Raw genomic sequence first — 25,515 nt, forward strand, 5'->3', positions numbered from 1 at the left:
TGCAACCACAGCTGCTTTTTTCTTTCGGTGTAAGCCTATGGTCCGGAACCAGAAGATAGACCCAACAGAACGGCAACAAGAGGAAGGTCTTTATACCTGCTCGCGCTGTGGTGAGGCGCTATTTGAAGCCAGCAAAAAGTTTGAGGTAGGCTCTGGCTTCCCCAGCTTTTGGGAGCAGGTAGGGGAGAACGTGCAGCACCAGCCGCTTGATACCTATGGCAGGCACCGCATACAACTGCTCTGCCACCAGTGCAAGCAACACCTCGGCCACCTGTTCCAAGACGGCAGAACACCCATCAGCGTGCGCTATTGCATAAATGCTGATGCTATAAAACTACAGCCAGAATAGCGCTATTTTGAGTGCTTGGAGTAGTAAATATTGCCTAGAAAGGATGGAGCCAGCAAATGGAGCGAATAGTTAGCTTTGTAGGTGTGCCCATCTAAAAAGTCCCGCCGGTTAAAGGATGATTTTGTTGACTGCCATCTTTCCGGGGTGTAACCTGGATTGCTAATGTTTACTGTAATTTTATTGGATATGGGGTCATCTGTAACAGTTAGGTTTACAGCATAAGTGGCAGGCACATTCTCCGCCTTAGACTTGAAGTTAGGGTAGTAGTTGAACTGCATCCCCTGTTTATTTTTGCTGGCAGCATTTCGCTCCTGCATTAGCACAATGGTATTATTAACCATCCGAATTATATACTTTCTGTGCCGCTTTTTGAAGCCTTTCGGAAAGTTAATACTGTCAACGGAGAAGCTGATCATATCCGGTTGGCTGGAGTTCAAAGGCTCTAAGAATTCCTGTATCGGCACCACTCTATTGAAAGGCCCTGCCACAATGCTGTCCGTATAAAACTGCTCTTCGTGATGCAGGAAAGATTTTTCTGGGGAGTACAGCTTAAGCTCGTTGTACATGTCGTGCTGCACATTGCCCTTTATTTTTCCGATGCCGTTGTTCGGCCTCAAGTACAGCTGATAGTATAGCCCTGACTGATCATCTACCACCAGCTCCTCCAGGGAAGCAACCAACGTATGGTTATACTTCTGGTAGCGCTTCTTAGCAACCGTATCAATCCGGAAGGTTTACTTCTCTGCCTCCAGTGCCTTTACCTTCTGTAGGAACCACCCGTTTACCCGCCCGAACTGTTCCTCATACTTTTCGCCAGCCTTGTTCGTGAATTCCATTTGGTCTATTGTAACAGGCCTGTTGTAGAGATCTTTTGCGCAGGAGCACAAGCCGATTATCAGCACCGGCACAACGTAAAACAGCTTTTTCATATAAGTTTGCTTTGAGTGAAGACACAGGTGTAAACTAAATCTATCGTTAATTAACTAATTATTTAGTTATAAAGCAAACGAATTTTGTTCTTTGATAATCAGGTTGGTGCCTACAATGCATCACAACTGATGTGTTTGGGAGCAGCTGCTTTCTGGAGCAGCAAATGTTGTGCAGCAGGGGATAAGCCAAACCCGCCGATATTTGCCTCCAGCTCTTTTCTGCTGCCGTAGCCATAGAGGTATGCATTAACTCTTGCTGCGGCAGTAGAGCTGATGCGATCGTAGAAATCAGGATACATTTCCTCAAACTCCTCCCATAGTGCCGGTCGCCGCTGCAACTTATACTTCTGGTGCCGCTCTTCAGCCAGGTAAAACTCTTTGTATTGGTGTATCTCTGTAAACACTTTTTGCCCTGCCTGTGCCTCCAGTTGCTCCTTTGCTAGGTACGCCGGCTTCTCCTGCTCGGGGTTGTGGTAAAATATAGCCGAGGCGTACTGCCGCTTCCAAGGCTCGCGGGTAGGTTTATGGTTGGAGAAGAACAGCTGCAGCAGGTTCTCATAGCTCAGTATGGCAGGGTCGTATTCCAGCTGTACTGTTTCTATATGATCTGTCAGTTGCCAGTAGGAGGGATTTTTGGTGGTGCCGCCAGCATAGCCTACTCTAGTTCTTACCACACCGTTTATACTTCCAAAAAGCGCGTCGGGGCTCCAGAAACAGCCCATTGCAAAAGTTGCAATTTCTGTTCTTTCGGATGTTTGTAAATCAAGATCAGGAATGGCCATGTCTGCAATTTTTGTCTCTTACTAAAAAGGTAGCTGGCAAAGATCAGGCACTAGCGTACACTCTTTCGCTAAACCCCGTTATCTTAGTCTATCGTAAGCCTTGGTATCAATGCGCACCTACTTTAAGAAACGTTATAACAGCTTTAAGTTTGCCTTCAGGGGGATAAACGCTTCTATAAGATCGGAGCCGCACATGCGCCTGCATATACTGTCGGCCATAGGTGTGGTGCTGCTGGGGCTAACTTTTGATGTTACCAAAGTGGAGTGGTGCCTGCTGGTAGGAAGTATGGGCCTAGTGATAACGGCAGAAATAATCAACACAGCCATAGAGACGATAGTAAATCTGGTATCGCCGGAGTTTAACCAAATGGCTGGCAGGGCAAAGGATCTGGCTGCCGGGGCAGTGCTTATAGCTGCCATAGCAGCGGCTGTGATAGGAACCATCATCTTTTTCCCTTACCTGCTGTCGTTTGCCAAAATATACTTCTGAAGCAGTATCTGTAGTTAGCGTATATACTTTTGCCTATACTGTTGATGTCTCAACAAACATCTTTGGTAAAAATCTATAAATTGCACTGTCGATGACAAAAAAGAAAAGCAGGTCCTTTTATAGAAGCAGCTTCTGGATTACCATTCTTGCAGTTGCGCTAACCGCGGGTGCCTGCAAATCGGGTAGTGCCCCTAGCGCTATAGAACAGGAAAGCCCCACTTGGCTAACAAAGCTGATAGGGGAGCTGAAACTGGAAACACCTGCCAACCCGCCTGCTAAAATTTACCGTTATACCTACGGTGGGCAGGAAGTATACTACCTTACCGGCCGCTGCTGCGATGTGCCCAGCCAGCTGTTCGACGCAAAGGGCAACCTGCTCTGCGAACCTGATGGCGGCATAACAGGTAAGGGAGATGGCCGCTGCCCCGACTTTTTTGAGCAGCGCAAAAACGAAACTATTGTTTGGGAAGATAAACGAGAAAGTTGATAACCATGACCGGAAACGACGTATTAAAAAACCTATCGGAGTATAACATTTGGGCAAACAAAACTATGCTGGATGTGTTCAGCAGCTTGCCTGAGGTACCAGCCAATGCAGCGCGCCTTTTTAGCCACGCACTTAACGCGCAAGCTATCTGGATTGCCCGCATCACTGGCACCGAAAGCCCTGTAAAAGTATGGCAGGAGCACAACCTGGAAGAGCTGAAGAAGCTGCATGAGTATGCCTCTTATAAAATTGCTGAACTGGTAGCTAACTCTGACGAGGCTGAATTTAACCGCCTGATTGATTATACTAACAGCCAAGGCCATAAGTACAGCACCCGCGTACTTGATATCCTGACGCACGCTTTTAACCACGCCACCTATCACCGTGCTCAGACAGCCACTGATCTGCGCAAGAACGGCCATACCCCACCAAACACCGACTACGTAACCTACGTGCGCGAGCTGATGGGGCAGGTGTATTAAGAGACGCTAAATATTAGACATAAGATTAAAAATCTGTCAACAGTAACAAGAAAGGCTGCCCACTATCTGGGCAGCCTTTCCTTTTGGAGAATTAACTCTAAATATTCTTTAAAGTCTCTTGTCTAGAGTCTGAAATCTTACTCCTGTGGCAGTTCTACCACACCCATGTCCAGTATCTGGTTTTGCGATACGCTTATGTTCTCAACAGTTAAGTTGTGCAGGTCGTTCTCTGTATAGAACTTAACAGTATAAGTACCTGCCGGCACACCTTTGATCAGGAAATCGCCGTTGTCGTTAGCAAAACCACCAATGGTGTCGTTGGCAGCCGAGATCACATAGATGCCCGGCTTATACTCTGCCGGCGTTACCTTGCCCTTGATACCACCAGCAATTGCTTGGGTAATGGTACGGATTACCGGCTTCAGGTTATAACCGCCGTTGCCTTTAGGCACTACCGATTTAGCCGCATCAAAGTCCAGCAGCACCATGTAGGTTACATCATCCTCCAGGTGTGCATCCAGCTGCAGCTTTACGCCTGAAGTCTGTCCACTTGGCGTTTTCAGGGCAATTTCCTCGCCGCTTTTCAATTTCACAGAATTGTCGTCGCCAAGTATAAGTCTGATCTGGGAGATATGCCCCACAGGCAGTTCTGCACTGGCCAGCAGTGTATCACGGCCATTGGCAAAATCCAGCAGGTTGTACACACCAGGGTTGATGTCGTCCAGCGTTAACCAACCATCTTCGCTGTCTCCGTCTCCTTTATGAATCTGCACCGACTCGATCTCCACGTTCACCTCCTCATAATCGCCCGGGGAGTCAGTCATTCTTACTTCCATGCGGGCCGTGCCCGTACCATTGTCGTCGTTGTTACTATCGCATGAGCTGAACCACACTAGGCCACTCAACAACAAAGGGAATAAAATCTTTTTTTTCATACTTAAATTGCATCAGTTAAAGACACTATGCTTTATATAAAGCTCCTTTTACACACCTAAACGGACAAAAGTTGCACTTTAATATATAGCGTTTAAAAAATAAAATCCAGCAGAAAGAGTAATTTCTGCTGGATTTCTCTGAAAACATTCAGCAATACAGGCTTACTGCCTTTTTCAGTCTACTGATTTTTGGTGGTGTCAGGCTGTGCTGCAGGTTTAGTTAGTCCCTTCAGGAAACCTCCTACCTTGTCTGCTGCCTGCTTCTTAATCTGCTGCTCGGCTTCACGACGCTTTTTCTCCAGTTCTTCCTGGGCTTTACGCTCCAGCTCCTGCTTTTGTCGGTTAAGCTCCGCGTTTACACTGTCCTGCAGTTGCAGCTTACGCTGCTCTGCCTGCTGCTTCGCATCGTTCAGCTTACTCTGCACAACAGTTTTCACTACATCTGCGGCCTGTTCTTTCACTGAGCCTCCTGCTAATGCTACTCGCGGATTGTTGAAAGTGCCTCCCACGTTTAGCTTCAGGGTAACACGCTCTGCATTTACCAGGCTTTGGTTGCCTCCAAGCAAGCCTGTCAGGCTAGAGCTAAGCTGTTGCCCCACCTTGCCTGTTGGCACACTTAAAGCAGTTACATAATCTATATTACCGTCTGTGGCTGTGCTACCACCTACTGTCATTCCAATATCCCCGACGTTCAGGTTAAATGGCTGTACCACCAACTTACCGTCTACTATCTGCGCATCGATCATCTTGTTTTCAATTACGAAGCTGCGCAGCTCCTCGAAGTTGGTCAGGCTGCTGATCCTTTCAACAATTGGAACATCTCGCACAGCAGCACGAAGCACTTTTATAACGCCTGTTCCATCCAGTGTCTGGAAAACCGGCACCATATCCTGGCCAAGCTCGCCGGCAAAGGCAAAGTTAGTAGAGAACTTACCCTCCAGCAGCTTCGCAATAGGAGCGAACACCTGCACCGTATTAAAGGCATTGAATGCTTCTTTAAAGCCAAGGTTCTGGATATCGAGCTTCATGTCGAACAGTGGCTTCTGCAGGTTCTGTGTGTTGTAGCTACCGCTGGTGGCAAAGGTACCGCCCAAGGTGTTAAACGTCACTTTGTTCAGTTTGGCAATCTGATCCTTCACCTGCACCTGTCCGCTCACATTGTTTAGCTTCAGATTAGAGTATAGTACTTGTTTGGCATCTATGTTCAGCGCCAGGTCAAGGTTGGCAGGCACTCCTACCACGCCTTCTTCCGTTCCTTCTACCGGCTCACCAGAAGTCTCATCCACCATCCACTCATTTACATCAAACGTGTTCGAGCTGATGTTAAAGTTACCACGCAGCGGCTGGTCATTAGCTAAGGCATAGCCGATGTAGTTAGATACAGTACCGCTTGCATTGAAATCGCTCTTGCCCAGGTGCCCGCTCATATTCTGCAGGCTCACGCGCTCATTATTGAAATTAGCATTAGCCTGAGCTATATTCATACCCTGCGGCAGGTCAGTGCTTACAAAGTTCAGGTTGCTGATAGCCATGGTACCGTTTGCCGTTACATTGTTATACTTCTCGGCTTCAATATCGCTGAGTTTGCCTTTGGCAGCCACATCAGCAGTAATTCTACCTGAAACAGTCATGCCCTCCTGCGGGAAGATCTTTGTCAGCTTTGTCAGGTCGAGCACACCCTTAATGCGGCCGTCAAAAGCAGGCTTGTCTATACCTGTAATCAGCATACGCCCTTCCAGCGGCTCCCCATCCAGGCTCATGTTAAAGCGCTCTATGCTGATGCGGGTATCATCGGTATTGCCGGTGGTGTTGCGCACATTAGTTACCATATTCAGATTCTCAATCGGCGCCGGGAAGTCTTTAGACTTGATATAGCCATTGCTCAGATTCAGGTCGGCATCAATCACAGGCATGCTGGTTTCAGAGTAGGTACCCTTGGCATCGGCATCTACCTTCAGCAAACCGCGCAGGGTCATACCTTCCACCGGGTATACCTTAGTAAGCTCAGCCAGATCTACACTAGCCTTCACGTTACCATCTACCTTCATCGTCTCCAAACCGTTTATCACCACCTTGGCATCAATTGGGTTCTTACCCAAATCCATGTGGAACTGGCGAATGTTAATGTCTGTGTTCTGCGGGGTACCGTCTTTGCTGGCCACGCTCATATCTATGTTGATGTTCTGAGCGGCTTCCGGCAGTTCAGGATATTTAAACATACCCTCTATTACCTTCAGGTCCACGCCATAGCCTGGCATCAGCGTGTCGATCATGCGGCCCTTGAAATAACCATCGAAGCTGAGCTTACCTCCGGTTTTTATATCATCAAACTGCTCGCTGTACATGCCCGGCACTACCGACAGCACATTTCGGAAGTCAGTTTCAGTAGCACTGAAGGTCAGGTCAAAATCTATGGCCTCCTCCGGCATCAGGATGGCCCCATCAAACTTGAAGGGAAACTCGTTGATGCGGATGCTGTTGTCTTTGAAAGTATAAAGCGACTGGTTCAGGTCCATGGCCATGGTCACGTCGGCGTCTAACGTAGCATTCTCCAGGTAGTTAACGCCATCATAAGTCATCAGGAAGCGCTCTGCTGTCGTCTTAGACTCCATATCAAACACATCCTGCTCAAAATCGCCACTACCGCTATGCTGCACGTTATAAGCTGCAAAGCCAAACGGAATGCTGAGGTCGTCGTAGTAAATGGTGCCGTTGTTGACTTCCCAGCCTTTGATGGCCATATTGAAGTCAGAGGCAACTGTGTCAGCTTCTAAGTCAGTGGCAGTGGTGTCTTCTATCATAATGTCCCAATTAGCCTTGCCGCTTTTCAGCGCAATCAGGCGGATAACGGGTTTATCCAGCGTGATAGAGTTTACCTTTAGCTCATTGCCAAACACGCTGAACAGGTTCAGGCCCATTCTAAATGAGGAGATGCGGGCTAGGGTATCGGTAGCAAAAGAATCTTTGCCAATAACAGAGAGGTTCTCTACACCCAGCGACAGGTTAGGAAAGTCGCGGAATAGCGACAGGCTCACGTCATCGGTTTCGTAAATAACCTGAGCATTGATATTTTTGGCAATCTCCTTGTCCAGGGTCTGCTTTATCTTGTCTTTGAAGAGAAGCGGAACCACTGCTGCCACAGCGAGCAACAGGGCCAAAAAGATAAAAAAGCCAATGGCTACTTTTTTCATATGTAGTAGTTTTTGGTGTTTTTACAGTTGTGATAGCTAAGCTATGTAATTATAGCTAAAATCGTGCTACTTTATTCTTAGCTTTCATAACAGACGCATTTGCATTAAGTTAACAGCAGCATAGAGATAAAATTGCACAGCATGGGCGCAGGTTTTAAAAAGATATTTCTGATGTACATAGCCTGCCTGTGGGCCTGTAGTTCCGTAGCCCAGGAAGTGCAGCACACACAGCAATACGCTAACCGCCTGTACCTGAACCCTGCTTTTGCTGGCCTTGACTATAGCTGGAGCGTAGCCCTCTCACACCGTAAACAATGGCCTGCGCTGAATGGCTCCTTTATTACAAACTCACTGGCAGCTGACTTACGGATACCCGATTCGAAAAGTGCAATTAGCCTTCTACTACAGCAGGACCGTGCCGGCGTGGGTGGCCTGAAAAAATTACAGGGTAGCCTGGGCTATGCCTATCACACCAACATCAGCAGCAACTGGGCCATGTCTGCCGGATTGCAGGCAAGTATAGCCTCCCTGCGCTTGGATTACAACAACCTTGTGTTCGGCGATCAACTTTCTGACAACGGCATGGTGTCACTTACTTCAGCGGAGGCAAACAACTTCGCACCAAATACTTATGTTGATTTTAGTGTTGGCGGACTTATACACTCTGACCAGTTTTGGGCAGGCCTAACAGTAGCACACCTAAACAAACCAACTTACGAGCTAGCCCAGGAAACAGAATTGCCAATACGTTTTACGGCTATAGCTGGCTATAAATTCTACGCACGGTCATACGAAGAGCAGGGAAGGCTGTTTGAATTGAGCTTTACGCCAACAGCCACTTTTATACATCAGCATAATGCTAAAAGATTAGATATTGGCTTATACACTAAATACACTCCCTTGACGTTAGGGTTAATATATAAAGGAGTGCCAGTTACAGGTGGAACTAACCAGGACCAATCCTTGTCCGTTATAGCAGGTCTGCAACTGAAGCAGTTCAGGGTAGGTTTTAGCCACGATGTGGGCCTGAAGGGCCTGAGCAGGGAAGTGGGTGGCACAAACGAGGTTTCGTTAGTTTTTGAAAGAGCTGTAATTAACAATTTGTTTAGGAGCCGCTTAAAGAACAAAATTAACAGAAGCATTGTTTGTCCGGCATTCTAATATTATTTATAATTGCACATTAATCTACGTTACAAGAACCTTATCTTAACTAGGTACCATTTTATGAAGTTAATCAAGTATTTATCGGCTGCGGTTGTGGGAGGCATGCTGCTTACTGCCTGTGGTAAGGGTGCTCAGCCTACCAGTACCAACCCTGGTGCTTATAGCTCTGCTACCGGCGCAGAGTATGGCGAAGATGAAGATGCTTTCGATGTTGCCGATTATGCGGAGTTTCCGCAGGGCCCAGGTCTTATCTTTATTGAAGGTGGCCGCACCGTGCTTGGCTCAATGGAAGAGGATATTGCTATGACGCGCGACAATGTTGAGCGTACAGTAACTGTTGCCTCTTTCTATATGGACGAAACAGAGGTAGCTAATATCCACTGGTTGGAGTACCTGCACGACCTGAAGCGTGACTCTCTGCCAGAAGTATACCAGGCTGCATTGCCAGATACTACTGTTTGGTCTCAGCAATTGTCATTTAACGACCCATACGTAACTTATTATCTGCGTTATCCAGGTTTCCGCTTCTTCCCAGTAGTTGGTGTAAGCTGGTTACAAGCTAACGACTTCTGCGTATGGCGTACAAATAAAGTAAACGCAATTCTTGCACAGCAAGCTACCGGTGGTGGCAGAAGAGGTTTGTTTGGTCGTGGCGGCGACGAAGAGGCAGTAGAAGGTGAGAAGCCATCTATCGAATCTGGCTACGTATTGCCGAACTACCGTCTCCCAACAGAGGCTGAGTGGGAATATGCTGCTCAGGCAATGATTGGTACTCAGTATACTGAAGACGAAAATCAAAACAACCGTCGTCTGTATCCTTGGGATGGCCACCAGGTGCGTAACCCATATGGTAAGCAGATGGGTAAGTTCATGGCTAACTTCAAGCGTGGCCGTGGTGACTATGCAGGTATCGCAGGTTCTTTGAACGATGGTGCCATGATTACGGATTATATCTACGCTTACCCCCCAAACGACTTCGGTCTTTACAACATGGCTGGTAACGTAAATGAGTGGGTACAGGATGTTTACCGTCCGCTTTCGTTCCAGGACGTAGAAGATTTGAACCCGTTCCGTCGTGATGGCTTCCAGGATGAGGCTACTAACTACGACTCAAGCGAGGGCTTCCACTCACTGGTTAGCGATGAGGTTCGCGTTTACAAAGGCGGTTCTTGGAAAGACGTAGCTTACTGGTTGTCTCCAGGTACTCGTCGCTTCATGGCTCAGGATTCTTCAACAGCCACTATCGGCTTCCGTTGCGCCATGATTAACGCAGGCTCTAACAAGTAAGATCTAAATTATCTTCATATAAAAAGCCCGGGCTCACGCTTCGGGCTTTTTACTTTATATACTGAGTATGAACGAAACGAAGCAAGGCCACAAAATCATTTTCCGCTTCTTCAGCGAAGTGTTTAACCGCGAAATGGTTGAGGTACTGTGGGCACTTGAGGTAGACGCTAATGAAGGCTTGTACAAGATTGATAGTATTCCGTCTTACGTGCCATTGATTGCCACCGAGGATATAGTACGTGCCATTTACGATACAATGGAGGAGGGGCTGCTGTACAAGGAGACAGTAACGCCGTCAGGTAATTCTACGGTCCAGGTTATCCGCCAGAATGATGACACGCCACTACTACAACTACGCAAAAAGTTCGCAGAGCTCGGATGCGTATCAGAGGAAGTGAACGAGGACTTTTTTGTACTAGAGGTACCTCTGAACATTAACTATGCTGTGGTGAAGGAACTACTAGACGACCTGGAAGCACAGGAGGAGATTGAATATGCAGAACCTGCCCTTTCAGATGTGCACCGCGAGCAGACAAGTAGTTAACATAGATAGCTAACAACTCTATAAATAAAAAGCCGCGCCTCCGGTTCTCGATAGAATAACCAGAGGCGCGGCTTTTTACAGATAAAGACTAAAGCTACGTTGCTACATGTAGAGCCTGGAACAAATTCATGAATGAAGAGCGGCAGGAGAGGCCATAATCAGATTCTCCTGCCGCTCTTTCTACTTTGATCTAGCCTACTCCTTTTCTACAGCTGGCACAAGACCCAGCACTTCGCTTGTGTATGAACGAACACGATCAAGAAGTGCAGGATCTTCGGCAAGAGATTGACCATATGAAGGGATCATCTCTTTTAGTTTAGCCTGCCACTGGTCTGTGTTGATACGATGCATGAAGCAACGCTCCAGCAAGCCCAGCATAATTGATACAGCTGTTGAGGCACCTGGCGAGGCACCTAGCAATGCTGCCAATGTACAGCCACCGCCACTTACCACTTCTGTACCGAACTCCAGCACGCCGCCTTTTACAGGATCGCGTTTGATAATCTGTACACGCTGACCTGCCACTTCTAATTTCCAGTCCTCTGCCTTAGCATTAGGGAAATAAGCTCTAAGCGACTCCAACCTTTCTTCTGGAGACTGGCGAACCTGGTCTATCAGATACTTTGTCAGGGCCAGGTTTTGTATACCTGCCGAAAGCATTGGCCGTAAGTTTCCAGGCTTTATTGATCTTGGAAGATCCAGGAAGGAGCCCTTCTTCAAGAACTTTGTAGAGAAGCCTGCATATGGCCCGAACAGTAGTTCACGCTTACCATTGATGAAACGTGTATCCAGGTGAGGTACTGACATGGGCGGTGAGCCCACTGCAGCCTTACCGTATACTTTTGCACTGTGCCGTTCTATCACCTCGCGGTTTGTACACTTAAGCCACTGGCCACTTACCGGGAAGCCTCCGTAACCTTTACCTTCTGGTATATCAGACTTTTCCAAAAGCCTTAATGCTCCGCCACCAGCACCAATGAACACGTAGCGGGTGTATACATCACGCTTTTGCCCGGTTTGCAGGTCTTTAACCCTCAGGCGCCAGCGCCCGTCCTCCAGTTGGCGTAATTTTCTTACTTCATGGCTGAAGTGCATTATCACGTCGCTCTCTTCCTGCAAATGGCTGAACATGCTGCGTGTAAGGGCGCCGAAGTTCACATCTGTACCTAAGTCCATACGTGTGGCAGCTACAACCTCCTTATTACTCCTGCCTTCCATCACCAGCGGAATCCATTCTTCAATCTGAGAACGTTCTTCAGAGTAGGCCATGTCATCAAAAAGGTGACACTTCACCATGGCTTCGTAGCGTTTACGCAGGTAGTTCACATTATCCTGCCCCCACACAAAGCTCATGTGCGGTATATTCTTTATAAAAGAGGTAGGCAGTTCAATGATATTGTTCTTGATCAGGTAAGCCCAAAACTGCTTAGAGATCTCAAACGCTTCGGCAATATTAACTGCTTTTGAAATGTCTATAGAGCCATCAGGCTTCTCAGGGGTGTAATTCAATTCGCAAAAAGCAGAGTGGCCGGTACCAGCGTTGTTCCAGGCATCGGAGCTTTCAGCAGCAGCTACATCCAGCCGCTCGAACACTTCTATTTTAAGGTTCGGCTGCAGTTCCTTTAGCATCATGCCGAGTGTAGCACTCATGATACCTGCTCCAATCAGCACCACATCCGCCCCAGTGTGTTCTGCAGTGTCTTTTTTCTTTATCATAGTTAGTCTTCTTATTTCCAAGGTGGGCAACCTCAGAGGCTGCTACCATAGTTTATCTGCTACGAAAATAAAGTATACTTGGCGAAAATCCTTCTAAATCATGGCCGAAGGCTAGTAACATTCAAAAATTTGCTAAGCAGCTGCAATAGTAGCAATACTTACTTCTGAGGCACCTGCCATCAAAAGCGCACGTGCACAGGCTTCCAAAGTAGCCCCTGTGGTCAGCACATCGTCTACAAGCAGCACATGCTTTCTTTGTACCTGTTCCGGCTTTACTACTTGAAACTCCTGCTCCACGTTTTACCAGCGGTCGAGGCGGCTTTTACTTGTTTGAGTGCTGGTATCAATATTCCGCATCTATGCATTGCTTTGGTAGGGCAGGCTCATACCTTGAGCAAGTCCTTTGGCAAAACACCTTGCTTGGTTATAGCCTCTGCGCCTCAATTTATACTTGTGTAGCGGCACAGGCACAATCACATAAAGTGGCTATTATATTGGTGGTCGGATAGAAGGGAGCCATACCGTTGCCCCAGGTGCTCGCCCATTTCCTGCGCTCCTTTGTACTTGAGGCGGTGTAGCAGCCGCTGCACCCTTCCCTTAGGCACAAAGTACAGGTAAGAAAAAGCAAATCGCACAGGTACCTTACCCCACCGCTGTAGCGGGTGTAACTTGGTAGCACCATACACATGAAAACCTGTGTAAGGCAATTTTATGCTGCAGTTGGTGCAAATATACTTTTCACCACGCGCCAGTGCCCCGTCGCAGGCGTAGCAACTCTCAGGAAACAGCAAACTCAACAGGTCTTCAAACATTGGCAGCAGCTTGTGGTTTAAGGTATTCTGATGATTTTCGTGTAACTTTATACTTGGACTAATTTTACAGCCATCTTTAACAAGAATACCTAACAATGAGCTTAGTAGAAGAATTTAACGACTACCGCACGCGCATGAACGAGCGCATTATGTCTTACGACAATAAAGTAATCAAGCGTTTCTTTAACCTCGACACCAACACTTATATGGAGGGTGCTCTTGACGTAAAAACAAAAGAGATGCTGGGCTTAGTGGCCTCTATGGTACTGCGCTGCGACGATTGCATTAAGTATCACGTAGGCAAGTGCTACGAGGAGGGCGTAACAGACGAGCAGTTTATGGAGGTTTCTTCCATCGCCAACCTGGTAGGCGGCTCTATTGTGATCCCCCACTTCCGCCGCGCAGTGGAATATTGGGAAGAACTGAAAGAGAGAGGCTCTGCTGAATAAATTTTTAGATGGCTACACTGTTAAATTGTCGGCTCCCAAATTATGGATTTATACTTCATGCGGACCAACAATTTAACAGTCCATCAATTTAATAGCTAACCCTATGTACGATAGCGAAAACCTGGAACATAACTGGACTCAGCTTAGGGCCGATCTGATGAAGCGCTTTGGCAAAAAGCCAGACATGAACGCTATCCTGTTTCTGATCGGGATTCAGGAACTAGGCATGGGTGTCAGGGAGTTTACCAAAGAAGAGAAGCAGGACCTGATGCACATTGCTACCTGCCGTGTCTTCAGCCTGTCTGGCTACTACGAGTTTACCGGCCGCGATGAAGAAGGCTGGCCACATTTCAAAGCTGTTAAGTCTATACCTTTTGCTAACCTGAAGGAGCAAGAGAAAATGCTCAAGTGGCACGTGATCGAGTATTTTAACAAGTTCAACGAAATTCAGAACCCAAATACGTAGTACGACACCCGTAGCACTTGTCTCGACCTTCAACTTTACTCAGCTTTGCTTTATGAAGTATAAAATCATCAACTTTATACTTGTCACATCGCTGTTGCTTCTCACCAAAGACTCAGGGAAGAAGTAAAGTCGTGTTACCTGATACATGCTACGCGTGTCGCAATATTCACGCATGAAAATTATCACCTATAATGTAAATGGCATTCGTGCCGCCGTTACCAAAGGCTTTGATACCTGGCTTAAGGCCGCCAACCCTGATGTGCTTTGCCTGCAGGAAATCAAAGCCGATGAATCTAAATTTGATAAAGCGCTGTTTGAGGATATGGGATACCATGTGTACCTGCATCCGGCAGTAAAGAAAGGCTACAGTGGTGTGGCTATACTTTCTAAAGAGAAACCGCAGCACGTGGAGGTAGGTTGTGGCATTGAGTGCTACGATGTAGAAGGCCGCGTTCTTCGTGCCGACTACGGCGATGTTTCTGTAATGAGCGTATATATGCCTTCAGGCTCGAGCGGTGAAGAGCGTCAGAATTTCAAGTTTCAGTGGATGGATGATTTTCACGGATATATAGGAGACCTGAAAGAGACATTACCGGGACTGGTGGTGAGCGGCGACTACAATATCTGCCATAAGGCAATCGACATCCACAACCCGAAATCGAATGCTAAAAGCTCAGGCTTTTTACCAGAAGAACGCGAGTGGATGAGTAAGCTAATTGGCACTGGCTTTATCGATACTTTCAGACACTTTAACCAGGAGCCACACAACTATACATGGTGGAGTTATCGAGCCGGCGCACGCAACAAAAATCTGGGCTGGCGTATTGACTATAACATGGCAACCGAAAACCTTCGCGGCCGCCTGAAGCGTTCCGCTATACTTACCGAAGCAAAGCACTCTGACCATTGCCCGGTGCTGCTTGAGCTGGAGTAGGGGAGGTATATACTAAAGCATAACCTGTTTCTGTTATATTTGTAGCAACTACACATTTTACCTGCTGTAGTATAGAACGTTAGATAGATTTGGTTAACTTACAACTGTAGCCGCCATGCCTTAACATTGTAATAGCAAGACATGAAACATACCGATGCACTCGATCAGTTGCTGCATCAATTGCAGGAGTTCAAGCAGAAATTCTACCTCAACATGCTGTTGCGGGGAGGTATTTTTGCGGTTGGGCTCCTGCTTTCTGTTTATATAGTTTACAGCTTGTTGGAGTACATGTTCTATTTCCCTGAATATGTGCGTGCCTTCCTGCTGTTCTCGTTTGTAGCAGCTGTTCTTTATGTTTTTGTTCGTTGGATAGCTTTGCCCATCACTGCGCTTGTGCGTCTTCGGCGGATTCTGTCAGATGAACAAGCGGCACAGCAGGTGGGGGCCCATTTTCCTGAGATTCGGGACAAACTGCTCAATGCAATTCAGCTACAACAGCAGGACAGGTCCAACGAACTCATCCGAGCAAGTATAGCACAGCGCAGCCAGCAGCTTTTGTCTTTCAAGTTCAAGGAGGCTGTTTCGTACCGCGAAAACAAGCCATTGATGAAGTACATTGCTCTGCCGGCCTTTGTGGCTTTCCTGATTATGCTGCTATACCCAGCTATATTTGTGCAGGGCACCGAGCGCATCATCAACTACAAAACGCATTACACCCCGCAGGCTCCTTTCAACTTTATCCTACAGAACGAGGGGCTGCAAACCTACAGGGGAGAAGATTTTAAACTACAGGTGGCAGTAGAGGGAAAAGCTGTCCCTAGTGAAGTATATATTAACTACAACGGCCGCCGACAGAAGCTAAGCCAGAACGCAGACGGCAGCTATTCTTATACCTTCAAGCAATTACAGCGCCCAGTTAATTTTCAACTAGAGGGATCTGGCTTCTTCTCTGATAACTATACTTTAGACCTGCTCTCGCGCCCTAACCTAAAGGACTTTCGGATGCTGGTGCGGTACCCGGCCTACTTAAAGCGCAAGCCGGAAGAGATACAGAACACGGGAAATGCCACTATACCGGAAGGTAGCACCATCATCTGGAATTTCTCCACCTCTGAGACTGACAGTGTAAAATTAGCTTTTGCAGAGCCTGCGCAAACGCTGGTTGCACAGAAGGACGGCAACACCTTTGCCGCCACCAAAACTTTTAGCCAAAGCCAAAACTACAGCATTAGCCTTCGAAACGAGCACAGCAGCAATAAAGAGCTGATTAACTACCAAATTACTGCCATACCTGACCGAAACCCGCAAATATCTTTAGAGCAGTACCAGGATACCGCCCTGTACTCTTATATGATATTAGGTGGAGATGTAGCTGATGATTATGGCCTGACACGCCTAGCTTTGTTTTACCGCGTTAACAACAGCAAGAATCCGCAGGCAAAGTATAAGAGCCAGGCACTGCCGCTAAACCAGCAGCTTAGCCAAACATATTACTACCAATGGAACACTGCCGCTCTTAATCTTCAGCCCGGTGACAAGCTCGAGTACTTTGTGCAGGTATGGGACAACGACGGTATCCGTGGCCCTAAAAGCAGCCGTACCCGCACCTACGAGTTAAAGGTGCCTGATAAGCGTGAGCTGCAGAAAGAACTGGATAGCAACTCTCAGTCGGTAGCAAGCCAGATGAGCAAAACACTTGAGCGGGCGAGCCAGCTGGAGCGCGAGTTGTCTAAATCAGAAGAAAAGATGAAGACAAAGCGCAACCTGAATTGGCAGGATAAGAAACAGCTGGAAGACTTGGCCGCGAAGAAGAAGCAGTTGGAGCAGGATATAAACTCCATGAAGGAGCTGTTCGAGGAGCTTAATAAAAAGCAGAATATGCTGAACGAGCCAAACCAACAGCTGGCAGAAAAGGCACAGGAACTACAAAAGCTCATGAACGACCTCCTGGACCCTGAGACAAAGAAACTTTACGAAGAATTGGAAAAGCTCCTGCAGCAGCAGCAGCCGAACGATACAGAGCTACAAAAACTACTGAGCAAACTGGATAACCGTGAGAAGAATTTAGAGCGAGAACTTGAGCGCGCCCTGGAGCTCTTCAAGCAACTTCAGTTTGAGCAAAAGCTAGACAATATTGCCAACAAACTGGAGGAGATGGGAGAGAAGGAGCAACAGCTAGCCCAGAAAACAGAGCAGAAGCAGGAAAGCAACCAACAACTGCAGGAAGAACAGAAAGAGCTGCAGCAGGACTTTGAGGATGTAAAAGAGCAGATGAAGGAGCTGAAAGACCTCAACAATAAACTGGACAACCCGAACCAGATGAACGAGGAACAACAGCAACAGGAGCAGCAAAGTATTGAGCAGGATATGCAGCAGAGCCAGGAGCAGCTTCAGAAGAATCAAAACCAGAAAGCCAGCGAATCGCAGAAGAAGGCAGGGCAGAAGATGCAACAAATGGCGCAGCAGATGGAGCAGATGAAGAGTAGCATGAGCATGTCTGGCATGCAGCAGAACCTCGATAACCTTCGCGATTTATTGGAGAACCTGATTACTCTTTCCTTTGACCAGGAGGAGTTGATGAAGCAGTTCCGTAGCGTCAACCAGAGCGACCCTCGCTTTGTAGAACTTTCGCAGCGGCAGCTGAACCTCCGCGACAATGCACAGGTAATTGAAGACAGCCTGTTCGCACTCGCTAAAAAGGTCTTCCAGATCGAATCGTTTGTTACGCGCGAGGTAGCCGCCATGAACCAGAGTATGGACAATAGTATGGAGGAACTCCGAAGCCGAAACTTAGGTAAAGCCACCGGACAGCAGCAGTTAGCCATGACCAGCATGAATAACCTGGCCCTAATGCTGAACGATGCCCTGAAACAAATGCAGCAGGCCATGCAGCAGATGCAGGGAGGTATGGCCGGAAAACAGAAGGGTGACAAGCCAATGCCAGGCAACATGGGAGAACTGCAACAACAATTGAACAAAAAAATCGAAGATCTGAAAAAAGGAGGCAAGTCGGGTAAGGCTCTTTCTGAAGAATTAGCTAAATTGGCTGCGGAGCAGGAGGCTCTCCGGAACGCCCTGAAAGAACTGGAGAAACAGGGTAAAAAACCTGGCGAAAAGGGGCAGAATGGCGAACTGGGAAATATTAGTAAGATGATGGAACAAAGCGAAACTGATCTCGTTAATAAACGTTTGACCGAGCAGACCATCAAACGTCAGCGCGAAATCCTTACTCGCTTACTTGAGGCTGAGAAGGCTGCGAAGGAAAGGGAGTTGGATAATAAACGTGAAGCAAAAACCGCTGAGGAGATCGCACGGAAAGTGCCGCCGTCATTCGAGAAATATTTAAAGGCAAAAGAGAAACAAACGGAATTGCTAAAAACCATACCACCTGCGCTTTCACCATACTATAAGCAAAAGGTAAACGAGTACTTCCAAAATATTAGCAAATAACAAGCACCTATTTTTACACTTAACGATTAATATGAATCAGGTTAAAATTCAGATTCCTTCCCTAATCGAAAACATCAGAGTAATAGAGAGCTTTATCGACAACTCCAAAGATGAATTTGAGTTTGAAGATGACATATACGGCAACATCATGGTTGCTGTAACGGAATCTGTGAACAATGCTATCCGCCACGGCAACAAGTTTGACAAAGACAAAAACGTTTACTTAACGCTGCAGGTAGAAGAGAACAAATTGCTGTTTGAAGTTGCTGACGAAGGTCCTGGCTTTGATTACGAACACCTGCCCGACCCAACTGCACCTGAAAACCTGGAGAACCCTGGTGGACGCGGCATCTTCTTGATGCGTAACCTGTGCGATGAGGTTAACTTTTTAGACGAAGGCAAAAAAGTACAGCTAATTTTTAACATACCTCCTTCCCAGAATGGATCTTCCAATTGAGTTTTTTAGCGAGGACATTGATTTCGAGCTAAACAACCCAGAGCAAGTATCGGAGTGGATTGCAGACGTAATTGATCATCATGGACAAGAGCTAAGCGGCCTTACCTACATCTTCTGCTCCGATGATTACCTCCACGAGATTAATGTTGAGTATTTAGATCACGACACTCTCACAGATATTATCACCTTCAATAATGCCGACTTCGAAGGCATCATTGAAGGTGATATTTTTATAAGCGTAGATCGAGTGCGTGATAATGCTACCGACCACGGCACTACTTTTGAAGACGAGCTGCACCGCGTAATCATACATGGGGTACTTCACCTACTCGGTTTCAAGGATAAGACAAAAGAGCAAGAGGCACTTATGCGTAAAGAAGAAGATTCTTCTTTATCTTTGCGGAAATTTTAGTCTTAAACGGAATTACCAATCCTCTGTAGATGTTTCACGTGAAACATCTCTAAAACCAGAATACATGTTTCCAGAATACGATATTATAGTTGTTGGTGCTGGGCACGCAGGCTGTGAAGCCGCGGCGGCTGCAGCAAAGATGGGTTCGAAGGTGCTGCTGGCAACCATGAACATGAACACAATTGCACAGATGTCATGCAACCCAGCTATGGGTGGTGTGGCAAAGGGGCAGATTGTTCGTGAGATAGATGCTCTTGGTGGCATGAGCGGCATCATTACTGATCAAACCATGATCCAGTTCCGCATGCTGAACAAATCAAAAGGTCCAGCTATGTGGAGCCCACGCGCACAGAGCGACCGCATGCGTTTTGCGGAGGCTTGGCGCCTGAGCCTGGAGCAAACGGAGAACGTAGACTTCTGGCAAGAGATGATAACAGGCATTGAAGTTAAAGGAGGGAAGGCTGTAGGAGTACGCACCAGCTTGGGGATAACTATACGTGGAAAGGCCGTTATCTTAACGAATGGTACATTTTTGAATGGCATTATCCACATAGGCGAGAAGCAGATGGGTGGTGGCCGCTCAGCAGAAAAGGCAGCGAAAGGAATAACCGAGCAACTGGTAGAGTTAGGCTTCGAGGCTGGTCGTATGAAAACAGGAACACCTCCACGTGTTGATGGACGCTCGTTGGACTACAGCAAAATGGAGGAACAGTTTGGCGATGAAAACCCAAGCAAGTTCTCCTTCACAGAAACGCAGTCACTGGCACAGCAACGCAGCTGCTACATTACTTATACTAATCCTGAGGTGCATGAAATCCTTAAAACAGGATTTGAGAAATCGCCAATGTTCCAGGGCCGCATCCAAGGTTTGGGACCACGCTACTGCCCAAGTATAGAAGATAAGATAAACCGCTTTGCAGACCGTACCCGTCACCAGATTTTCGTAGAGCCGGAAGGATGGAACACAGTAGAGGTATACGTAAACGGTTTCTCTAGCTCGCTTCCAGAGAATGTGCAGTATGAGGCTTTGCGAAAAATAGAAGGCTTCGAAAACGCGAAGATGTTCCGTCCTGGGTACGCCATAGAGTATGACTTCTTCCCACCAACACAGCTTAACCTGACGCTGGAAACAAAGCTGGTACAGAACCTGTACTTTGCAGGCCAGATAAACGGTACGACTGGTTATGAAGAAGCGGCTTGCCAGGGGTTGATGGCAGCCATTAACGCTCACAACAAGATAAATGAGAAAGCACCGTTCATACTAAAGAGATCTGAAGCATACATAGGCGTGCTAATAGATGACCTGGTAAATAAAGGTACAGACGAGCCGTACCGTATGTTTACTTCAAGAGCCGAGCATCGAATTTTACTTCGCCAGGACAATGCAGATATCCGTCTGACAAAGCTTGGATATGAGCTTGGTTTGGCTGATGAAAGCAGGATGCAAGCTGTGGATAAGAAGATAGCTGAAACCGCAGAGATCATTGCATACTTAAATAATAAGCCGATTGAGCCAGGAGAAATCAACAGTAAACTGGAAGAATTAGGCTCTGCGCCAATAGCAGAAAAGCAGCGTGCGGGTCAGTTAATAAAACGACCTAACGTAGAAATTGAAGAGATAGCAAAAGCAGTACCAGCGGTAGGAGAGTACCTTAGCAAGTTCAAGCAAGAAAGTGTAGAGCAGGCAGGCATACAGGTAAAGTATGAAACCTACATTGAGAAAGAACATGCCATGGCTGCTAAGATGAGCGAGTTAGAAAACTATAACATCAAAGGCAAAATTAACTACCGCGACATACCTGCGTTATCTAAAGAAGCTAAGGAGAAGCTACTGAAAGTTGAGCCGGAAACTATAGGTCAGGCATCAAGAATCAGTGGCGTGTCGCCGGCAGACATATCGGTGTTAATGGTATACCTGGGAAAATAAATGAGCTACGAAAGACTGGAACAATGCCCTATCTGTGGCAAAGAAACCTTTAAAAACTTTTTAGTAGTAAACGACAACGCTGTATCGAAAGAGAGCTTTGTAATTGTGGAATGTGAGAACTGTACGTTCAAATTCACAAACCCTAGACCGAATGCAGAAAGCATAGGCAGGTACTATGAATCAGAAGAATACATTTCGCATTCAAACACAACTTCAGGAATTATCAACAGAGCGTACCATGTGGTACGATCTATCACAACCAAGCAAAAAGTAGAGCTTATCAACAGGTATGCACCGGTAAAGGGCAGCATCCTGGACTACGGTTGTGGCACCGGAAATTTTCTAGCAGCATGTAAGAAAGATAACTGGGAAATAAGAGGAGTGGAGCCGAACACAAAAGCCCGTGAGCAAGCTGCCGAGAATACAGGAGAAATAATTGCGGCAACCTTGGAAGACATTGAAGGGGAGAAGTATGAGGTGATAACACTCTGGCATGTACTGGAGCATATTCATACCCTCAACGAAACCATGACTCAACTCCTGGAGTGTCTGCAGGATGATGGCACACTGGTTATTGCCGTACCGAATGCAGACTCGCATGATGCGCAAGAGTATAAGGAGAACTGGGCAGCCTACGATGTGCCAAGGCATCTGTACCACTTTACTCAACCAACTATGAAGCGCTTCCTGAAGAAGCATAAAATGCAGCTTGAAGAAGTACTGCCAATGAAGTTCGATGCCTACTATGTTAGCATGTTGAGCGAAAAGCATAAGCAGGGTAAGGCAAAAATGATCAGCAGCGTCATGAATGGCTACCGATCTAACAGCTATGCAGAGAAGAACGGCAACGATTACTCAAGCCTGATTTTTGTAGCGAAAAGAAAATAAAATACACCTAATTTGCGTGAAGAATAAGATAGGCAAGCGAAAGTTTGCCTATTTTGATTTAAAGACCTACAGCACATGAAGCTATTAAGAGCACTGATTTCAGCAGGCATCGTAGCAGGTGTGGCAGCCTGCGCCACACAGAGTCCACCAGATGGTGGACCAAAGGATGAGGTACCACCAAAACTGATAAGAAGTACACCAAAAGACCAGCAACTAAATGTGGATACCCGCACCATCATACTGGAGTTTGATGAAGAGGTTCAGCAGAATACGCTAAATAAAGAGCTCCTGATCACGCCAAATATCAACAACCCGTACAAGGTGATCACAAACAAAACTACGATGACGCTGGAGTTCGAAAAACCACTGGAGGATAGCACCACTTATACCTTCAACTTCAGGCAAGGTATTACAGACATTACAGAAAAGAACAAGGCGCAAAACCTCCGATTGTCGTTCAGCACAGGCTCGTTCATAGACTCCAGCAGAGTGAGCGGAACTGTAGTAAACCTGCTAAAACAAACACCGGAAAAGGAAGCGCTGGTGTTACTATATAGAGCAGATGATACATTAAGTGTAAGGAAGAACAGGCCGTATTACTTGACAAATACTGATGCACAAGGAAACTTTAGTATGCAGAATGTGAAGGAAGGAAACTACCGCATGTATGCTTTAGTAGACAAGAACAATAACAGCTTTTACGATTCAGAAGAAGAAAGAATAGCTTACATCGCCAAGCCGATCACAGTAACTCCGACCACAGATTCAGTAAGACTACAAACGGTACGCATAGATACAAAGAAGCCTATACTACTTACCCGCGGAAAATTTATTGATAGATTTATCGCCAGCTATAACGAAGGGCTTCAACAATTCACGGCAATGCCAGTAGCCGGAAAGGACACTTTGACGAGCAGAGTATCTGTGGATGGCAAAGCTGTAGAGCTGTTCAAAACAGACAATTTCAACGGTGGAAAAACCATACTAGCAGCTGTTGATTCTTCGGGTAATATCACCTCAGACACACTTGATATTGTGTTTGAGGGTAAGATAGCCAACACAGTAAAAGGTGCTGCGTTAAGAGTTATGAACAATGGCCAAAACGGAGGATATAGGGTAGGACAGGAAGTTGTGGTAGAACTTCAAACACCTGTGAGAATAACGGGCAAAGCACCGTTGAAGCTAATGGCGGACAGTGTGGTGGTGCAGGAGCTACAGTACCCGGAACAAATAAGCTTAGACAGAACAAACACAGAACTACGCTTTAATCTTCCAAACATCAACAACCGCATTAGGCAAGTTAATGTAGTATTAGACACCACTGCCATACAACCACTACAAGGCGAGCCTCTCTCCTTACCACAACTACAAATAGCAGTAGCCGAAGGTAAAGGAACAGGTACATTGAGCGGAAGCATCAACACGACATATCCATCTTATACTTTACAGCTCCTGACAAGCGAATATAAATTAGTAGAAGAACGTAGAGCAGGAAAAAACTACAGGTTTAGGAATATAGCACCAGGCAACTACTACCTGCGTGTACTCATAGACGAGAACAACAATGGCAAATGGGAGAAAGCAGATCCTAATTTTGAGAAGCAGCCTGAGCCAGTTTATCTGTACCCAGAGCTAGTAGAAATTAGAGCGAACTGGGAAGTTGAAAATTTAGATTTGAGTTTCTAAAAAGTACAGCGAACAAAAAAAGGAGAGGTGGCCCCAGGAGTGGTCGGAAGAAATTCCGACCACTTTTTTATGTTTTAAAGAGTTTGTCCAAGTCCCCACCGCACTCTGCCACAATGATGGCAATGGCCAGGTTTCTGACTTCCATAGCAAACCTGCGTTTGGCCGTTTTGTAGCCAATGGCGTTGGCCTGTTTGTAGATAAGCAGCAGCATGGCCACAATCAGGGTCATGTAGAGCATCACCTCTATGCCGTTTTGGTTGAGCGAGACCAAGTGGCTCAGGTTGAGCTCCTGCTTAAAGAAGCGAAAGAACACCTCCATGTCCCACCTGCGCCGGTAGGCCTTGGCTACCTCTTCAGCAGGCATCTGCAGGGCATTGGTCAACAGCCAGTAGCGCTGCTTTGGGTCCTGCTTGCTTTCCACGATGAGGAGGCGGAAATCCTGCTCCAGCAGGCTTTCCCGGTAATGGATGTTTCCTTTCTTGTTGTGGATGGGCTTGCCGCAGTAAAGCCTGACGAGCTGATCGCTCCTCAGCACCCCTTCGCCCAGGTCTGTCTGCTGTCCTGGCTCAAGCAGGTTGGCCTTGCGCTCATACTTGCGGTTTTCCTTCACCCGGCAGACAAAGCGCACCTGCTGCGCCTCAAAGGCCGCCAGGCTTTGGGCCGATTGCAGGCCCCGGTCCAGCACATACAGGTTTTTGTGGCCAGCCTCCTTCCTGGCATGCTGCCAGACCAGGTGGGACAGGGCCACCTCCTCGCTGTTATAGCTGCGCTCGCTGAAGGCCTGGGCGCTGCAGGGCAGCACCCCATCAAAGGCCACGGTGTATTGGACTGCCTTCCTGCCGCTTGCATGCCCTACGCTGCTTTGCAGCCTGCCGGCCGTGTCACTGACAAGGGTGCTGTCCACGCGGACCAACAGGTGCCTTTGCCGCTCACACTCTGAATACAGGCCGGCATACTGCTCATAGATGCATTCATAAATCTGGCTGAAGTAGTGCGCATCTATCCTAGAGAGCCGTTCTGAGATAGAGCTCCGCCGCACGCTCTCCCTGGCATCCAGGCGGAAGAGCTGCTTGAAGAGCGGGTCGTTGAAGGTGTCTTCCAGGCTCCGCTGGCTGAGCCGCTCGTTTTCCAGCATCCCATAGAGCAAGAGGTAGAACATCTTGCGGCCATCGAGTACCTTGGCGTAGCGGTCTACCCTGCTTTGAAGAGCGAGTTGTGCCAGGTATTGCTCGGGGATAAGCTCCAGCAGCTGGCTCACACTCATCTGGTGGTCTTTAAACATGCGCATCATCTTTATCTTTTAGCCTGTAAAGACAACAAACAAGAGAAGCAGAGAGGTCAAGGAAATGAAAAAAAGCCCCTAAATAAAAAATGGTCGGAAGATTAAATCTTCCGACCACTCCTGGTGGCCCCTCTCCTTTTTTGTTTATGGAAACTCCAGCTCACACAGCTTACGACCTTAACATTTGCTTCAAGCAGTTAACACTCATTGAAAAAAGAAAGAAAGGTCTGACAAGAAAAGACAGCTTCAAATCTTAAAACTAAAGACTCAATAACTCTGATGAAATCTGATTAAAAATTCGGAAAAGTATAGCCGATAAGGTGTGAGCAGATTTAGAAAAAGAATCAAAGAAGAAAGAAGGTAATAAAGCCACACCAAGAAAAATCAGCTCCCTCC

At 47.0% G+C, this 25,515-nt stretch carries 25 protein-coding genes; 16 read left to right on the forward strand and 9 right to left on the reverse strand.

What is annotated here, in order from left to right; translation table 11 throughout:
• Positions 1-37: 37 nt before the first annotated feature.
• Positions 38-349 (forward strand): peptide-methionine (R)-S-oxide reductase, encoded by a 312-nt coding sequence (locus PKOR_RS06250; protein ID WP_046309753.1) that lies wholly within the window; start codon positions 38-40, stop codon positions 347-349.
• Positions 350-351: 2 nt separating this feature from the next.
• Here PKOR_RS06250 and PKOR_RS06255 read toward each other — a convergent pair whose 3' ends face one another.
• From PKOR_RS06255 to msrA, 3 genes are all read right to left on the reverse strand, one after another.
• Entirely contained in the window at positions 352-1,029 is a 678-nt protein-coding gene (locus PKOR_RS06255; protein ID WP_046309754.1) for a hypothetical protein, read from the reverse strand.
• Between the two features lie 54 nt (positions 1,030-1,083).
• A complete protein-coding gene (locus PKOR_RS06260; protein WP_046309756.1) occupies positions 1,084-1,278 on the reverse strand; it encodes a hypothetical protein in 195 nt (64 codons plus the stop codon).
• Positions 1,279-1,388: 110 nt separating this feature from the next.
• Positions 1,389-2,060, reverse strand: a complete 672-nt coding sequence (msrA, locus tag PKOR_RS06265) for a peptide-methionine (S)-S-oxide reductase MsrA (RefSeq protein ID WP_046309757.1) — start codon at positions 2,058-2,060, stop codon at positions 1,389-1,391.
• Positions 2,061-2,169: 109 nt separating this feature from the next.
• On the opposite strand from msrA, the gene PKOR_RS06270 reads away from it, so the two are divergent.
• The 3 genes from PKOR_RS06270 (at position 2,170) to PKOR_RS06280 (ending at position 3,519) form a co-directional block, all read left to right on the forward strand.
• Positions 2,170-2,550 (forward strand): diacylglycerol kinase, encoded by a 381-nt coding sequence (locus tag PKOR_RS06270; protein WP_046309759.1) that lies wholly within the window; start codon positions 2,170-2,172, stop codon positions 2,548-2,550.
• 91 nt (positions 2,551-2,641) lie between these two features.
• Positions 2,642-3,037 carry a DUF6970 domain-containing protein gene (locus PKOR_RS24040; RefSeq protein WP_046309760.1) on the forward strand — a complete coding sequence of 132 codons (396 nt, stop codon included), beginning with the start codon at positions 2,642-2,644 and terminating at the stop codon, positions 3,035-3,037.
• Between the two features lie 5 nt (positions 3,038-3,042).
• Positions 3,043-3,519, forward strand: coding sequence for a DinB family protein (locus PKOR_RS06280; protein WP_046309762.1), 477 nt, complete (start codon positions 3,043-3,045; stop codon positions 3,517-3,519).
• Between the two features lie 137 nt (positions 3,520-3,656).
• Here the strand turns inward: PKOR_RS06280 and PKOR_RS06285 are convergent, their stop codons facing one another.
• Both PKOR_RS06285 and PKOR_RS06290 read right to left on the reverse strand, forming a co-directional pair.
• Positions 3,657-4,454: a DUF4382 domain-containing protein gene (locus PKOR_RS06285; RefSeq protein WP_046309763.1), complete on the reverse strand. Its 798-nt coding sequence runs from the start codon at positions 4,452-4,454 to the stop codon at positions 3,657-3,659.
• Positions 4,455-4,633: 179 nt separating this feature from the next.
• Positions 4,634-7,645 (reverse strand): AsmA family protein, encoded by a 3,012-nt coding sequence (locus PKOR_RS06290; protein WP_046309764.1) that lies wholly within the window; start codon positions 7,643-7,645, stop codon positions 4,634-4,636.
• Between the two features lie 141 nt (positions 7,646-7,786).
• Between PKOR_RS06290 and PKOR_RS06295 the strand changes: the two genes are divergently transcribed.
• The 3 genes from PKOR_RS06295 to PKOR_RS06305 all read left to right on the forward strand — a co-directional run bounded on the left by PKOR_RS06295 (position 7,787) and on the right by PKOR_RS06305 (position 10,640).
• Positions 7,787-8,806 carry a PorP/SprF family type IX secretion system membrane protein gene (locus tag PKOR_RS06295; RefSeq protein WP_046309765.1) on the forward strand — a complete coding sequence of 340 codons (1,020 nt, stop codon included), beginning with the start codon at positions 7,787-7,789 and terminating at the stop codon, positions 8,804-8,806.
• A 63-nt stretch (positions 8,807-8,869) separates the two neighbouring features.
• Entirely contained in the window at positions 8,870-10,096 is a 1,227-nt protein-coding gene (gene gldJ / locus PKOR_RS06300) for a gliding motility lipoprotein GldJ (RefSeq protein ID WP_046309766.1), read from the forward strand.
• A gap of 67 nt (positions 10,097-10,163) precedes the next feature.
• Positions 10,164-10,640, forward strand: coding sequence for a DUF4265 domain-containing protein (locus PKOR_RS06305; protein ID WP_046309767.1), 477 nt, complete (start codon positions 10,164-10,166; stop codon positions 10,638-10,640).
• A 195-nt stretch (positions 10,641-10,835) separates the two neighbouring features.
• On the opposite strand, the gene PKOR_RS06310 is transcribed toward PKOR_RS06305, so the two are convergent.
• The 3 genes from PKOR_RS06310 to PKOR_RS25510 form a co-directional block, all read right to left on the reverse strand.
• Positions 10,836-12,377 carry a malate:quinone oxidoreductase gene (locus tag PKOR_RS06310; RefSeq protein ID WP_415837221.1) on the reverse strand — a complete coding sequence of 514 codons (1,542 nt, stop codon included), beginning with the start codon at positions 12,375-12,377 and terminating at the stop codon, positions 10,836-10,838.
• A 111-nt stretch (positions 12,378-12,488) separates the two neighbouring features.
• Positions 12,489-12,653, reverse strand: a complete 165-nt coding sequence (locus PKOR_RS25505; protein ID WP_235337290.1) for a ComF family protein — start codon at positions 12,651-12,653, stop codon at positions 12,489-12,491.
• A 176-nt stretch (positions 12,654-12,829) separates the two neighbouring features.
• A complete protein-coding gene (locus tag PKOR_RS25510; RefSeq protein WP_235337292.1) occupies positions 12,830-13,168 on the reverse strand; it encodes a hypothetical protein in 339 nt (112 codons plus the stop codon).
• A 95-nt stretch (positions 13,169-13,263) separates the two neighbouring features.
• Between PKOR_RS25510 and PKOR_RS06320 the strand changes: the two genes are divergently transcribed.
• From PKOR_RS06320 to PKOR_RS06360, 9 genes are all read left to right on the forward strand, one after another.
• Complete coding sequence (locus PKOR_RS06320) at positions 13,264-13,617, forward strand: carboxymuconolactone decarboxylase family protein (RefSeq protein WP_046309770.1); 354 nt, start codon at positions 13,264-13,266, stop codon at positions 13,615-13,617.
• A gap of 103 nt (positions 13,618-13,720) precedes the next feature.
• Positions 13,721-14,083, forward strand: coding sequence for a hypothetical protein (locus tag PKOR_RS06325; protein WP_046309771.1), 363 nt, complete (start codon positions 13,721-13,723; stop codon positions 14,081-14,083).
• Positions 14,084-14,255: 172 nt separating this feature from the next.
• Positions 14,256-15,017, forward strand: coding sequence for an exodeoxyribonuclease III (locus PKOR_RS06330; protein ID WP_046309773.1), 762 nt, complete (start codon positions 14,256-14,258; stop codon positions 15,015-15,017).
• 141 nt (positions 15,018-15,158) lie between these two features.
• Positions 15,159-18,467, forward strand: coding sequence for a DUF4175 family protein (locus PKOR_RS06335; RefSeq protein WP_046309774.1), 3,309 nt, complete (start codon positions 15,159-15,161; stop codon positions 18,465-18,467).
• A 31-nt stretch (positions 18,468-18,498) separates the two neighbouring features.
• Complete coding sequence (locus PKOR_RS06340) at positions 18,499-18,924, forward strand: ATP-binding protein (protein WP_046309776.1); 426 nt, start codon at positions 18,499-18,501, stop codon at positions 18,922-18,924.
• Positions 18,908-19,336, forward strand: coding sequence for an rRNA maturation RNase YbeY (ybeY, locus tag PKOR_RS06345; protein ID WP_046309777.1), 429 nt, complete (start codon positions 18,908-18,910; stop codon positions 19,334-19,336). The genes PKOR_RS06340 and ybeY overlap by 17 nt, the downstream gene beginning before the upstream one ends.
• 64 nt (positions 19,337-19,400) lie before the next feature.
• Positions 19,401-21,263, forward strand: coding sequence for a tRNA uridine-5-carboxymethylaminomethyl(34) synthesis enzyme MnmG (gene mnmG, locus PKOR_RS06350; RefSeq protein WP_046309779.1), 1,863 nt, complete (start codon positions 19,401-19,403; stop codon positions 21,261-21,263).
• Complete coding sequence (locus PKOR_RS06355) at positions 21,264-22,151, forward strand: class I SAM-dependent methyltransferase (protein WP_046309781.1); 888 nt, start codon at positions 21,264-21,266, stop codon at positions 22,149-22,151. It begins immediately after the preceding gene.
• A gap of 75 nt (positions 22,152-22,226) precedes the next feature.
• A complete protein-coding gene (locus PKOR_RS06360; RefSeq protein WP_046309782.1) occupies positions 22,227-23,837 on the forward strand; it encodes an Ig-like domain-containing domain in 1,611 nt (536 codons plus the stop codon).
• Between the two features lie 67 nt (positions 23,838-23,904).
• Here the strand turns inward: PKOR_RS06360 and PKOR_RS06365 are convergent, their stop codons facing one another.
• Positions 23,905-25,128 carry an IS4 family transposase gene (locus PKOR_RS06365; protein ID WP_235337294.1) on the reverse strand — a complete coding sequence of 408 codons (1,224 nt, stop codon included), beginning with the start codon at positions 25,126-25,128 and terminating at the stop codon, positions 23,905-23,907.
• Positions 25,129-25,515 lie beyond the last annotated feature (387 nt).

This window comes from Pontibacter korlensis (genome assembly GCF_000973725.1).
Lineage (GTDB): Bacteria > Bacteroidota > Bacteroidia > Cytophagales > Hymenobacteraceae > Pontibacter > Pontibacter korlensis.